Raw genomic sequence first — 12,087 nt, 5'->3', positions numbered from 1 at the left:
CTCAGGCAAGTGCGCGGGCTTCGTGTTCCAGCAGGATAAGGCGCGCGGCGCGCCCAAACCCCTGATGGCCGGAGGAGGGACGGTCGGGAAATATTGCGGCCAGTTCCTGAAGCGCGTCGGATGAAAGGGTATGTAGCGCCTCTTCCCCCAGAAACAGGCTTTCCGCCTGTGCCCCATCCGCCGAGAGGATTTCGTGCCGATCCAGCAGGATGTGCAGATACTCGACCGTTTCAACCGAGGTATCGAGCCCTATTCCGGGCCATCTGCACAGGTGCTTGGCGGCAACCAGCGCTTCGGTGGTTCCGAAAAGTAGTTCGACCCGGGGGCCTTTCACCAGAATACGGTGCTGCTGAGACACCAGCAGATCCCGCGAGGGTGTGTTGGGTCCCAGACTGCCTGCCGAGATGCGAACGGGCCACATTGCGGGTTCGTCGCGTAATCGGTCGGGTGGGATCGTGCTGCTTTCGATCCAGCGAACAGGTTGCAACCCGTGGTCGGCTGTCGCCACCTTGTCCCCGACCTTTAGGGTCTCGATGGCGCGGGGGCCGTTTTCGGCCTCGATCAGGGTTCCGGCTACGAAACACACGCCTTCGATCCGGATGACCACCTCTACCGGGTCCGGAGAGCCGGTAAACGGAAGTGTAATCGGACCGGCTTGCGTTGTTCCCGAGACACTGATGAAGAAGGAATCAAAAACAACTTCACCATTGTCGAGGCTGTCGAAAAACGTCGGATCGACCGTATAGGTCCACTCACCGGTATTTGGGTCGATCGTGGCTGTACCATTGGCAGGGGGTGTCGCAATTGTCCAGGTTTGGGTGAGCGGTGTAAAGTTTCCGTTGTTCAGCGTGGGTTGCCCCATCGCCACATTGGGTGGGGACCCGGTCACGTTGCCGGTCAATTCACCTGTGATCGGAACTGAAACCAACTAGACCTCGCCTTGTTGCAACACCCGTTCAAATTCCTTCTTTCGGTACAGGCGCAAATGAACCTCGCCTGCTGCGTCCCGCGTCCATTCGACAATCCGGTTGCGTGTCATGTCGCTGTCCATTCGGTTGGTGCGCACGCGCGGATGCGGGATCTCTTGCTTGAGGATATCAACAATCTGGCTGGTCTGTCCAAACGGCGCGACAAGGTCGATGATCCAGAAGGAGGACCCGCTGGTAAAATCCTTTTCCATCAGCGGATTTTCTTTCACCGCATAGCGATATTCGGCGTCGGGGCTGAGACCGGCAAAAGTGACAAATCCGCGGGGAAAGCCATTTTGCCTGAAGATCTGGTATTGGCCCAGGCGGAACGGGGTTTCGAACGCATAAAGAACTTGCGCAAGGTTACGTTTCTGGTGCGTTTTTGTCAGACCCGCGAGATAGAACATCGCCCCCAGATCCGCATATTTCTCGGGTGGGAAATCGAACCAGTCTTTTGGAAAACTCTTGTTCAACGGAACTGCCGACAGTTTGATGCGTTATTAATTCTTTGGGGTAGTGTACTTGTTTCCGGCGATATGAATAGTGGAATTTCCCCGGATAACTGTGCCGGCGCAGCTGGTTTGCCCCACTTTAACTCGCAGGGTGTCGTGGTTATGCTATCGGTATTGGTGCCATTGTTTCGGGATATCTGGATCATGCGTTTTCTCAAGCCATTCATCGCTGCCACACTTGTTATGACGCCTGCGGTGGCCGGGGCCGTTGGGTTCGGCCTGTCAGTCCGGCCGCAGTTCCGAACCGAGATCACGCCCTTGCCGGACGGGGTTTACGAAGTAAAGGCTGTCGGTTCATCCGCGCCGGTCAATTATTGGTGCGGGATCGGAGATTATGCCATTCGCACACTGGGCGTTCCGAACTCGCAGAGGATCTATATCTGGCGGGCGTATGAACCCGGCGTGCGAACGGTGCAGTTTTCCATGACTCCGCCGCCGGGGGCCGATACGAAACCCGGCTATTCGATCACGGTCAAGAAAGTCGGAGCAAACATGTCGGCGGTGTCGGCGCAGAACTATTGCTACGACAATTTCATCACGGACCCGTTCTGATCGTCAGACCCATTTTGCCATCGGAGGCAGGCTCATCAGAACGGCATCCGGGTCATGCCCGGTTTCCAGACCGAATTTTGTGCCCCGGTCATAGACTAGGTTGTATTCCGCATAAAGGCCGCGATGCACCAGTTGGGTGGTCTTGTCCGCTTCTGAGAAGTTCTGAACGCGGCGCTTTTCAACCAAGGGAAGGAAGGCGGGCAGAAAGGCCCTGCCAATATCCTGTGTCAGGGCAAAATCCGCCTGCCAGTCACCGGTGCAATAGTCGTCCATGAAGATCCCGCCGACGCCACGCGCGCGTTTGCGGTGAGGGATATAGAAATACTCGTCAGCCCATTCCTTGAGGCGCGGGTAATGGGCGGGTCCGTGCGGGTCCAGATGCGCCTTTTGCGTGGCATGGAAATGCGCGGTGTCCTCGTCATACTCGATGCAGGGGTTGAGGTCCGAGCCGCCACCGAACCACCAGGCATGGGGTGTCCAGAACATGCGTGTATTCATGTGGACCGCCGGGGCATGGGGGTTCTGCATATGGGCCACAAGGCTGATACCCGACGCCCAGAAGCGCGGGTCTTCGGTCATTCCGGGGATGCCTTTGCGCGCCGCCATCGCTTGTTGCGCACGTTCGCCCAGCGTGCCGTAGACAGTCGAGACATTGACACCGACCTTTTCAAACACACGCCCGCCGCGCATGACCGACATCAGCCCGCCGCCCGCGTCTGACCCATCGTTCGACTGGCGTTTGGTTTCCTTGACCTCGAACCGACCGGGTGCGGCATCGGCAAACGGCCCGTCGGTGTGGCTGTCTTCAAGGGCTTCGAACGCTGCAACGATGTCATCGCGCAATTGGCGAAACCAGGCGGAGGCGGTAGATTTTTCTGTTTCGAACATGGGTCTTAATGTGCAGGGGCTGCGACCGGGTCAAGCAGGGTACGGCCACCATCGATTGTCAGGATCTGCCCGGTGACGAAACCAGCTGCATCAGACGCAAGATATTGCGCGGTTTCCGTCAGTTCCGTGGCCGAGGCGATACGGGCCAGGGGCGTGTGCTTTTCGATATCGACGCGGTAGTCGCGATTGTCCTTGAGGGTCGATTGTAGCGATGCGCTCATGACCGAACCCAGCGCGATCGAGTTGACGCGGATCCGTTTCGGAGCCAGCGCAACCGCAAGGGACCGGGTCAGCTGATCCAGTGCAGCGGTCGAAACGGAATAGGCCATCAGATCGGGGTGGGTCCGCCGGGCCGCGATCGAGGACAGGTTGATGATCGTCCCCGCCGGGTTTTCGACATCGCCGTCGGCCTGTTTGATCATGCGATTTGCGACCAACTGGCTGAGCCGCAAGGCGGGCATCAGGTTCTGGTTCAGCAGGGTGCGCATCGAATCGTCATCCGGATCCAGCGGATCAGACGGGATCACTTGCCGTGCGCCGTTGACCAGAATATCCACCTGGTCGAACGCATCCAGCGTCGCAGATAACAGGTTGGCTATGGTCAGCTTTTCGCGCAGATCGCCCGCAAAGTACCGGATATTGCTGCCTTCGGCCTGTTCTCCAAGCTCGTCGATCAGGCGTTTTTCATCTATGTCGGCAAACATGACATTTGCGCCCGCATCCGCGAAATGCCGCCCGATGGCCAGGCCGATGCCACTGGCCCCGCCCGTTACGATTGCTGTCTTGCCAGCGATGGAAAAGGACATCCGAATCCTCCTGAATTGGGGCGCAGGTTAACGGGCCTTAACGCCGAGGGCGAGAGGCCTGGAATACCTTGAACCGGTTGTCGCCGGCAATTTCACCGACCTGAGCGAAATGTTCGTTCAGTGTAGCTTCGTAAGGAAGGTGCCGGTTGGCGACCATCCAAAGGGTTCCGTTGCGTGTCAGATTGCGGGCGGCGGAGGTTATAAACCCTTGCCCCAAGGCGGGATCCGCGCTGCGAGACGTGTGGAATGGCGGGTTCATCACAACGGTGTCGATAGGTTCCGGGGCGGTCCAGGATACGGCATCGCTCCAGTGGAAATGCGCCTGGGATTGAGTGACATTAAGCCGCGAGCAGGTCAGGGCCGCATGGTCAGCTTCGACCAGATGCAGCGAGGTTATCCCGCAGCGCTTCAGGATTTCCGCAGACAGATACCCCCATCCCGCCCCCAGATCCGCCACGCAGGGACCAAGCCGGTCAGGCAGAGTCTTCAGCAACAGGGCTGAGGCAGGATCAATCCCGTCCGCTGAAAACACACCCGGCGCTGTGTGGTATCCGTCAACCATCTGATGTTTCGGCGCGGCCCAGTCCGCAAAGGCCTGATCATCGGCCTGAAACCAGAAAATCTTGCCATGTGCTTTGGAAAGCGGTCCCTCGACCGGAACCCGCTTGCGCACATCCTTCAATATGCTGTCCACACCGTCCGTCTTGGCACCGTCGACGACAACCAGGCCGCTCGCCCGCGCACAGGCCTGATGAATGAGCGACCGGGCCAGTGCCTTGGCGCGGGGCAGAAAGACAATGGCGTCCTGACAGGGGCCATCTGCGTCGGGCACCGTTTCAAAACCCTGCGCGGCGAAATGGTCGTGAAATGGTTTGAAGGGCTGCACAACTTGTGCGCCGCCCGCCAGCGCAGACAGATCATGGTCGGGCGTGGGGCAGATCACGCTAAGAGGGGGGGACAGCGTCAGGCCGTTTTGCAGGGCAAGTTCCAGACGAGGGGACATGGGCAATTCCGGCTGAGAGAGGCGCGCGCGTCAGGCCAAAGGCCTTACTCTTCGCGTTCCATTGTGCATTGCAAAGGGTGCTGGTGCCTGCGGGCAAAATCCATCACCTGACCAACTTTGGTCTCGGCAATTTCGTGGCTGAAAACACCGACTACGGCCACGCCTTTCTTGTGAACGGTCAGCATGATCTCGAACGCCTGCGCATGGGTCATGCCGAAGAAGCGTTCAAGCACATGCACCACAAACTCCATCGGTGTATAATCGTCGTTCAGCAACAGGACCTTGTATAAAGGCGGACGCTTGGTTTTTGGGCGTGTCTGTACCAGGACGGACGCGTCACTGTCGTCGTCCGGCTTGTCAGACATCATCCAGGTCAATTCAAGCATCGTGTGCAACTGTCCGATTCAGGCTTGGGGTTTATCTTGGCGCTTATATAACGTGTGCATGGCCGGTGAAAAGAGCAAGCGGACGTAAACAGGATGACGACCAAGCTGACGACAATCGGGTTCGATGCAGACGACACCCTTTGGCATAACGAACGGTTTTTTCAGCTGACGCAGGCTCGTTTTGCTGAACTCTTGGCCGATCATGCCAATCGTGATCACCTGATGGAGCGACTTCTTGCGGCAGAAAAACGCAACATTCAGCGCTATGGGTACGGCATCAAAGGATTTGTTCTGTCGATGATCGAAACGGCGATCGAAGTTACCGAAAGCCGCGTTCCGGCCTGGGTCATCCGGCAGCTGATCGAAGCGGGGCAAGAGATGCTGGCCCATCCGATAGAGCTGTTACCCCATGCCCGCGAGGCCGTCGAAGGCGTTGCCGATGCGTATCGGGTCATTCTGATCACCAAGGGTGATCTGATCGATCAGGAGCGCAAACTGGCCCAGTCCGGGCTGGGTGATCTGTTCGATGGTGTGGAAATCGTTTCCGAAAAGACCCCCGAAACCTATCGGTTCGTATTCGACCGTCATGGTGATGGCCCGACTGCCGCAATGATGGTCGGCAATTCCATGCGGTCAGATGTCGTTGCCCCGATTCAGGCCGGGTGCTGGGGTGTCTACGTGCCCCACGGTCTGGTCTGGGAGGTGGAACATGCCGAAGCCCCTGTCGACAGCCCCCGATTCCGCGAGTTGAGAGATTTGGGCGATCTGACAGATCTGCTGGGCAACCTGAAGTGATGTTGCCTTTTCGCCTCAGTTTCACATTAACCCTGCCGCATCCTGACGCAGTTTCGCCTTTTTCGCGCATTTGGTGGTTCTGAGGGGGAATTTCGCAAGATATAGCCTCAGTCCAGAAGCAAATCGAAACTGCGAAAACCTCAGCTTTCGGTTTATTTCATTGGGTCGCTGTGATAGCCTTGGGGACAATAAAATAATTTTTGCTGACCGGGAAAACCCGGCAGCGCGAGGCAGACAGAGGCAAAGATCGTGCAGATTCGGCGGACAGTTCCGGCCCGAATGGGCTTTTTCCTTATAGCGTTGCTATGTGTGCTGGCGTTTGCGCCGCTCAGGTCCATGGCGGCGCCTTACGCAGCTATGGTGATCGACGCCCGAACTGGCGAGGTGCTGCATTCACGAAATGCGGATGCGCGGCTGCACCCGGCCTCGCTGACCAAGATGATGACGCTCTACATCGCGTTTGAGGCGGTGCGAAACGGCGAGATCACACTGGACACACCCGTTCGGATTACCCAGAAGGCGGCGGCCGAGCCCCCGTCGAAGCTGGGCCTGCGCGCGGGCCAGACGATTGCGTTCCGCTATCTGATCCGCGCCGCTGCGGTAAAATCGGCCAACGACGCGGCCACGGCGATCGGCATTGCCATCAGTGGCTCGGAAGCGGCCTTTGCCCGCCGTATGACCCGAACCGCCAAAGCGATGGGCATGAGCCGCACGACCTTCAAGAATGCGCATGGTCTGACTGAGGCAGGGCACCTGTCCAGCGCGCGTGACATGACAACGCTGGGACGGCATCTGCTGTATGATTACCCGCAGTATTATAACCTGTTCTCGCGCCAATCGACGGATGCCGGTATCAAGACTGTTCCCAACACCAACCGCCGCCTACTGGCGGCCTATAAAGGTGCGGACGGAATAAAGACCGGATACACACGTGCGGCGGGATTCAACCTCGTGGCGTCGGCCAAACGCAAGGATGAGCGCATCATCGCAACTGTCTTTGGCGGTAAATCCGGGGCGTCGCGGAACGCCAAGGTTGCGGAATTGCTGGATTTGGGGTTTCGCCGTGCCCCGTCTCGTGCACCTATCCGCAAACCTGAGCGCCCGGTCTATGCGGGCAATGTCGGGCTGGGGGGCGATACCCAAGTTGCAGCGCTGAGCGGAGCACCGAAATCCAGCCTGCGCCCGCTTGGGCGCCCGAGTGCCACAACACAGGTTGCAAGTGCGGTCGCGGTCGTGGCGGACCAGAACAGCGACCGTATCAGCAGCGGTATTGCCGCGGCGATTGCCGAAGCGGATGTTGCCCCAACCGCCCCGCCGGTTGAAACATCCGACACCCGCCCGGCGCTGCGCCCGGACAATCTGGTGCTGGCCTCGACCGAACCCGCCAGCCCACCAGAGCCCGAGCAGGAAGTGATTACCCGCCTGTCCTCGTCCGGTGGACATCTGTGGGGGGTAAATGTGGGCCGCTACGCCACACGATATGAGGCCGAGAAGATTCTGCTGAAAACGGCGCTGTCGGAAATGACCACGCTGGATGGCAGTCTGCGCAAGGTCAGTCAGAGCTCGCGCGGCTTTGATGCGACATTCCAGGGCATGACGCGGGAACAGGCCGATTTGGCGTGTCGCCGTCTGCAAGCCCGCAATGTCACCTGTTTCATGATCGGGCCATCATAAGGTCCGGCATATTCTCTCCTGTTGGGTCTGGGCTGCGGTCATCCGCGGCCCTTTTTTTAATCGAAGACGTGACCGTGCTGATATTGTTCGTCCTGTCCCGCGGCGGCGGTCAGGGCGGCGACATTGTCCTTGGTGAAGAACCCGTCATACTTGTGACACCGTTCGATATATTCAGTGATCAGCAGCGTGTTCTTCGAGTGTTTCGAGAAGATCTGTTTCAGGTTCGGGTCGTCTTTGCATTCGCCCACCACATGGGCCAGGAACGGCACGCCCTTGTCTTTAAGCGTGTTCACGACAAAGTCGACATTCTTTTCCCCGGCACCATGGTCGCCATCCTTGATCTCGACGGCCATGTGATGCAGGCGACGGCCAAAATTGCGCACAAAATCCTCGGTCGGCATCGGCAGCTTGGCGAATGAGTTGACGAAGGACGGCGTGTTGTTGGCGGTGAAAACCTTGGCCGGAGATTTCTTGTCATCGTCCACATTGGCGTTGCGGTTCACATTGGTGGACGAGTTCATGTCGAAGATGTTGTAAGCCCCCCAGAAATAGTAGGGCACCATGGTCAGGAATTCGAGGATCGCATCCTCGCGCTCACCCGCCAGCACGCGCGTCGCCAGATGATCGATGCCCAGCATCAAGGGCGCTATTTTGCTGTCCGATCCGAACGCGGCTGCCTGATCCAGCCGCGCTTGTTCCGCGTCGCTCAATAACACACGATCACCAAGGCCCAGGCTGTCTGTGTCGTTGAAATCAAGTGTCGAATACCCGACCCGGTTACAGGTGAAATCGGACGGGGTCGTAAAGCGGAAGCCGTCCAATGTGTAGAACGGGTTTTCTGTGTCTCCCGCATATTCGAAGCGGATATTCTGATCCTCAAGCGTCCCGGTCAGCGCCTTCAGATCACAGGCGCCGAAAATCTCGCCAACATACCGCGTTTGCGGCGTATTGCGGGCCAGCGGGTACATGCGATTGATGCGGGGGATGAAGTCTTCGAAACCGGGGCTGAGCGGGGCCATCACGATCAGCGCGGGATAATCGGGATGCGAATGCAGGACCGAAAATTTGTGGGTCTGCCCCAGATAGCTGGCAGTGTGGCGATAGGGTGTCATCACGTAAAGTTCGACCAGCGTATCGAACAGCGCGCCGGTTTCGACCTGCATACAGATCGCGCGCATTGGCCCGACCTGATCGGCAATTCCCGAGCTTGTCCGGCGCTCGTAGATTTTCGGAAGGTATTCCGCGAAGAAGTCCGAGTTCTTCTTGTCGCCCCGGGGTTGATAGGACATCAGATCAAAGGACATTCGACTACCTCCTTGCGCGACACCCCAACCGGGGCGAGCTATCGTTTGAAATTGTAGGTTTCAGAACATGTGCTTGCCCGTCATGCTAGGCGCTGAGACCTGTACGGGCAACAGTCGTGAAATTGGGTTGCCGACGTTAACGCATGATGGTCAGCGGGTGAATTTTGTGACCTCGACACCGCCTCCGATCAGGTTGTCGCGAACCGAGCGGGCGATTTGAACCGCGGTCGGGCCGTCGCCGTGCAGGCAGATTGTGTCGATGGACGTTTCCAGCCGCTTGCCGCTTTCGGTGATGATCGCACCTTCGCGGACCATGTTCAGGATGCGAGGTCCGGCGACGTCGGCGTCGTGGATGACGGCGCCGGGCAGGCTGCGATCAACCAGTGTTCCGTCGTCGTTATATGCACGGTCGGCGAAAATCTCGCCCACCCAATTGCACCCAAGTTCACGCACGGCCTCTTCCTGTTTTGTCGCGGCCAGCACCATGACGATGATATCGGGATCAACATCCAGTGCACCCTGATAACAGGCGCGCGCCATATTGATATCGGCTGAACACATATTGGCCAGCGCCCCGTGCAGTTTCAGGTGCCGTACCTTGGTACCAACTGCGGTGGCCATGCCGATTGCGGCCCCCAGCTGATACCGGACCAGATTGCGCAGGTTGTCATGGGGCAACTTCATGTTCCGCCGGCCAAACCCCTGCAGATCGGGAAAGCCGGGATGCGCGCCGATGCCTACGTCGTTTTCGGCCGCCAGTTTCATCGTTGATGCCATCACATCCGGATCACCGGCATGAAACCCACAAGCGATGTTGGCCGAGGTGATGATTTTCAGCAGGCTTTCGTCATCGCCCATTTTCCAGGGGCCAAAACTTTCCCCCAAATCGGCATTCAGATCGACGCTTGGCATTGGCACATCTCCTTAGTCGGTGGCAGAGATCACTCCGCCGATCAATTGGTAGGACAACAGGTCCGGTATGTCATGGGGATCACGCACCAGTGCCTCGACTTTTGAGGGCAGGCGCGCAAGGTCTGACAGGAACGCTTTGTGCATTTCTTCTGCTTGTTCCATGCTGACAAATTCGAACCGGATGTCGCCGCCTGCGGGTGTCTGTGCCGCGCGGGACATATCGCATGGCAGAACGGTCGCGATACGAGGGTACCCGCCCGTGGTCTGACATTCCGGCAACAGGATGAACGGGTCGCCAGTGCCGGTCATCTGGATATCGCCGGGGGTGATCACCTCGGACAAGATGTTCAGCTGGCCCGAGGCGGCAAAGCCATCGCCGTCGCTATCTACCTGCATGCCCATCCGGTTGGCGCGTGCGCCGCGCCGGAAATTGGTTTGGGCAAACCGTTCAAGCGTCGCGCCGTCAAACAAAGGTGTCTGAAAACTGGCAACCACATGCAGCACCCCGCCCGAAAACCGCTCGACAGCAGCCAGTTTCATCCCGCTGTTGCCTGCATCCGGTCCACAGGTCAGCCTGTCTCCCTGCTGCAGCGCACGGCCAATCCGCGCTGTCAGATGGGTAGAGCGGGACCCCAGAAAAATCTCGGCATCGATGCCGCCGCCCAGATGCAGATAGCCATAGTTTCCAACCAGCGTCGCCCCGATGACCAGCCTTTGCCCGGCGCTCAGTTGGTGCGAGGCGTTCCAGGCGACAGGGCTGCCATCAATGCTGGCCTGCATTCGTGCGCCAGTCAGGGCGATGCGTGTGTTATGCGTCGCCTCGAACTCGCCCCCCATCCCGGCCATTTCCAGCGCCGCAAGGTTTGGGCTCTGATCCAGCAACGCCGCCCCTTCGTGCAAGGCCAGAATGTCTGCGGCCCCGGACCGGGACAGCCCTTGATCCAGATAGCCTGTGCGCCCCTGATCCTGAATGGTGCAGGCCGGGCCAATCCGGTGGACGATCAGGCTCATGGCGCAATCTCCTCACAGGTTGCGCCGCCTGTGCCGTCCTCGTTGTTGGCTCTGATGTGTTCCAGAACGTCGCGGGAAACGGGCTCGAACAACAGTTCATCGCCAGGTCTAAGGGTAAAGGCCTCGACCCTTTCGGGACGGAAACACCGAAAGGCGGTCTGCCCGATATGCCGCCACCCGGTTGGCGTCGGCCCGGAAAACAGAACAAATTGCGAGATCGCCAGAACCAAAGCCCCTTCCGGCACCATCGGGGTCAGGCTTTGCAGCCGGGGAATGTTGAATTCGGGTCCCAGAGGCCCAAGATAAGGCTGCCCCGGAGCGAAGCCGATGGTCAGAACCCGCACGCGGGACTGTCCAAGCCGACGTATTGCTTCTTCCGGCGACAGGCCGGCAGCAGCGGCGGCATCGTCAAGCTGGGGGGCAAGGTCGGTCCCGTAAACTGTCGGAACGCGCCACAACCTGCGACCTGCGGGCAGGGGTGTAGTGTACCAGTCTTTCTGGTCAACCAGATCCCGAAGCTTTTGCAGCATTTTCTGATGAGAGATGCGCTGCGTGTCGAACCGAACAAAGGCCGAGCCCAGGGAGGCTGACGACTCGGTCACCTCATCCCAGTGCAGACGATCGACTTCAGACCGAAACGCCAGCGCTGCCCGGTTCGCGGTGTTGGTCATCCTATCCGAAAAGGTCACCAGCGCGCCGTCAAATCCGACGGTTCTGACCAAAGGAAACTGAATGTTGCGCGCCATTGCTGATCTGCTTTCGGATCGAAGAGTGAATTGGTGGAACCTGACCGCATCTTTAGGGGATGCGCAAGACAGGGCGTTCAATAGCGGACATTGTGCCTGTTCCGTCCACATCCCGGCAGGGAGCGACCCGCAGTATTAGGCGTCCGGCGGGGGTGAGAGGTTTTTGACCGGATTCTGGCCGCAGTTCCGACTCGTTTTCCCGTTTCGAGTCGCCCTGACTTGTATCTTGAAATCGCGGAGTCTCTATATCTTGTGTCGGCCCATTTTGTCTTATGGGGCTTGCCAGTCAGATCGTGCCCAAAAGTACCCGGACAGGAGGGTGGAGGTCAATTTTGAATGAACGTAAGCTATTGAAGTAAAACAATAAACAAAGAAAATTCAAAAAAAAGACCAATAACGTCATTTTCCGCTTGCGGGTTTTGAGAGTAATACTTAGAACCCCCTTCACCGGCGCAACTGAGGTTGGCCTGACGGACTGGAAAGACGGTTGAGACGCACCGGAGAGACGGTGGGCATCTGAGGTTGAGGTT

At 58.4% G+C, this 12,087-nt stretch carries 14 protein-coding genes; 3 read left to right on the top strand and 11 right to left on the bottom strand.

Features of this window, described 5'->3' with window-relative positions; genetic code table 11:
* Position 1: 1 nt before the first annotated feature.
* Together ACR0CE_RS09925 and ACR0CE_RS09920 are read right to left on the bottom strand one after the other, a co-directional pair.
* Positions 2 to 889: a Hint domain-containing protein gene (locus ACR0CE_RS09925; RefSeq protein WP_480832176.1), complete on the bottom strand. Its 888-nt coding sequence runs from the start codon at positions 887 to 889 to the stop codon at positions 2 to 4.
* A 39-nt stretch (positions 890 to 928) separates the two neighbouring features.
* Positions 929 to 1,441 carry a toxin-activating lysine-acyltransferase gene (locus ACR0CE_RS09920; protein WP_480832175.1) on the bottom strand — a complete coding sequence of 171 codons (513 nt, stop codon included), beginning with the start codon at positions 1,439 to 1,441 and terminating at the stop codon, positions 929 to 931.
* A 141-nt stretch (positions 1,442 to 1,582) separates the two neighbouring features.
* On the opposite strand from ACR0CE_RS09920, the gene ACR0CE_RS09915 reads away from it, so the two are divergent.
* On the top strand, positions 1,583 to 2,032 hold the full coding sequence (locus ACR0CE_RS09915) for a hypothetical protein (protein WP_480832173.1): 450 nt from the start codon (positions 1,583 to 1,585) through the stop codon (positions 2,030 to 2,032).
* A gap of 3 nt (positions 2,033 to 2,035) precedes the next feature.
* Here the strand turns inward: ACR0CE_RS09915 and hemF are convergent, their stop codons facing one another.
* From hemF to clpS, 4 genes are read right to left on the bottom strand one after another with little or no spacing between them, the layout of a single operon-like run.
* A complete protein-coding gene (hemF, locus tag ACR0CE_RS09910) occupies positions 2,036 to 2,920 on the bottom strand; it encodes an oxygen-dependent coproporphyrinogen oxidase (RefSeq protein ID WP_480483339.1) in 885 nt (294 codons plus the stop codon).
* A gap of 5 nt (positions 2,921 to 2,925) precedes the next feature.
* A complete protein-coding gene (locus tag ACR0CE_RS09905; RefSeq protein WP_480483341.1) occupies positions 2,926 to 3,726 on the bottom strand; it encodes an SDR family NAD(P)-dependent oxidoreductase in 801 nt (266 codons plus the stop codon).
* 37 nt (positions 3,727 to 3,763) lie between these two features.
* Positions 3,764 to 4,729 (bottom strand): class I SAM-dependent methyltransferase, encoded by a 966-nt coding sequence (locus ACR0CE_RS09900; protein ID WP_480483343.1) that lies wholly within the window; start codon positions 4,727 to 4,729, stop codon positions 3,764 to 3,766.
* 44 nt (positions 4,730 to 4,773) lie between these two features.
* Positions 4,774 to 5,115: an ATP-dependent Clp protease adapter ClpS gene (clpS, locus tag ACR0CE_RS09895; RefSeq protein ID WP_209507827.1), complete on the bottom strand. Its 342-nt coding sequence runs from the start codon at positions 5,113 to 5,115 to the stop codon at positions 4,774 to 4,776.
* Positions 5,116 to 5,208: 93 nt separating this feature from the next.
* Here clpS and ACR0CE_RS09890 point away from each other — a divergent pair, with 93 nt between their 5' ends.
* Both ACR0CE_RS09890 and ACR0CE_RS09885 read left to right on the top strand, forming a co-directional pair.
* On the top strand, positions 5,209 to 5,910 hold the full coding sequence (locus ACR0CE_RS09890) for an HAD family hydrolase (RefSeq protein ID WP_480832171.1): 702 nt from the start codon (positions 5,209 to 5,211) through the stop codon (positions 5,908 to 5,910).
* A 279-nt stretch (positions 5,911 to 6,189) separates the two neighbouring features.
* A complete protein-coding gene (locus ACR0CE_RS09885) occupies positions 6,190 to 7,584 on the top strand; it encodes a D-alanyl-D-alanine carboxypeptidase family protein (RefSeq protein WP_480832434.1) in 1,395 nt (464 codons plus the stop codon).
* Between the two features lie 56 nt (positions 7,585 to 7,640).
* Here the strand turns inward: ACR0CE_RS09885 and ACR0CE_RS09880 are convergent, their stop codons facing one another.
* The 5 genes from ACR0CE_RS09880 to ACR0CE_RS09860 form a co-directional block, all read right to left on the bottom strand.
* A complete protein-coding gene (locus tag ACR0CE_RS09880) occupies positions 7,641 to 8,888 on the bottom strand; it encodes a hypothetical protein (RefSeq protein WP_480558937.1) in 1,248 nt (415 codons plus the stop codon).
* Between the two features lie 150 nt (positions 8,889 to 9,038).
* Positions 9,039 to 9,800, bottom strand: coding sequence for a LamB/YcsF family protein (locus ACR0CE_RS09875; protein WP_480486819.1), 762 nt, complete (start codon positions 9,798 to 9,800; stop codon positions 9,039 to 9,041).
* A gap of 12 nt (positions 9,801 to 9,812) precedes the next feature.
* Positions 9,813 to 10,811 carry a 5-oxoprolinase subunit C family protein gene (locus ACR0CE_RS09870; RefSeq protein ID WP_480832168.1) on the bottom strand — a complete coding sequence of 333 codons (999 nt, stop codon included), beginning with the start codon at positions 10,809 to 10,811 and terminating at the stop codon, positions 9,813 to 9,815.
* Entirely contained in the window at positions 10,808 to 11,557 is a 750-nt protein-coding gene (locus tag ACR0CE_RS09865; protein ID WP_480832166.1) for a 5-oxoprolinase subunit B family protein, read from the bottom strand. The genes ACR0CE_RS09870 and ACR0CE_RS09865 overlap by 4 nt, the downstream gene beginning before the upstream one ends.
* A gap of 347 nt (positions 11,558 to 11,904) precedes the next feature.
* Positions 11,905 to 12,087 (bottom strand): hypothetical protein (locus tag ACR0CE_RS09860; RefSeq protein ID WP_480486824.1); only part of this gene is annotated, 183 nt, incomplete at its 5' end.

This window comes from Ruegeria sp. L11, assembly GCF_056531755.1.
Note: the sequence above shows the minus strand (reverse complement) of the source record. Positions and strands in the feature narration are given on the sequence as shown.

Coding starts and splice junctions, on each gene's coding strand:
- ACR0CE_RS09915 (WP_480832173.1), top strand. CDS start 1,583: ATGCTATCGGTATTGGTGCCATTGTTTCGGGATATCTGGATCATGCGT.
- hemF (WP_480483339.1), bottom strand. CDS start 2,920: ATGTTCGAAACAGAAAAATCTACCGCCTCCGCCTGGTTTCGCCAATTG.
- ACR0CE_RS09905 (WP_480483341.1), bottom strand. CDS start 3,726: ATGTCCTTTTCCATCGCTGGCAAGACAGCAATCGTAACGGGCGGGGCC.
- ACR0CE_RS09900 (WP_480483343.1), bottom strand. CDS start 4,729: ATGTCCCCTCGTCTGGAACTTGCCCTGCAAAACGGCCTGACGCTGTCC.
- clpS (WP_209507827.1), bottom strand. CDS start 5,115: ATGCTTGAATTGACCTGGATGATGTCTGACAAGCCGGACGACGACAGT.
- ACR0CE_RS09890 (WP_480832171.1), top strand. CDS start 5,209: ATGACGACCAAGCTGACGACAATCGGGTTCGATGCAGACGACACCCTT.
- ACR0CE_RS09885 (WP_480832434.1), top strand. CDS start 6,190: ATGGGCTTTTTCCTTATAGCGTTGCTATGTGTGCTGGCGTTTGCGCCG.
- ACR0CE_RS09880 (WP_480558937.1), bottom strand. CDS start 8,888: ATGTCCTTTGATCTGATGTCCTATCAACCCCGGGGCGACAAGAAGAAC.
- ACR0CE_RS09875 (WP_480486819.1), bottom strand. CDS start 9,800: ATGCCAAGCGTCGATCTGAATGCCGATTTGGGGGAAAGTTTTGGCCCC.
- ACR0CE_RS09870 (WP_480832168.1), bottom strand. CDS start 10,811: ATGAGCCTGATCGTCCACCGGATTGGCCCGGCCTGCACCATTCAGGAT.
- ACR0CE_RS09865 (WP_480832166.1), bottom strand. CDS start 11,557: ATGGCGCGCAACATTCAGTTTCCTTTGGTCAGAACCGTCGGATTTGAC.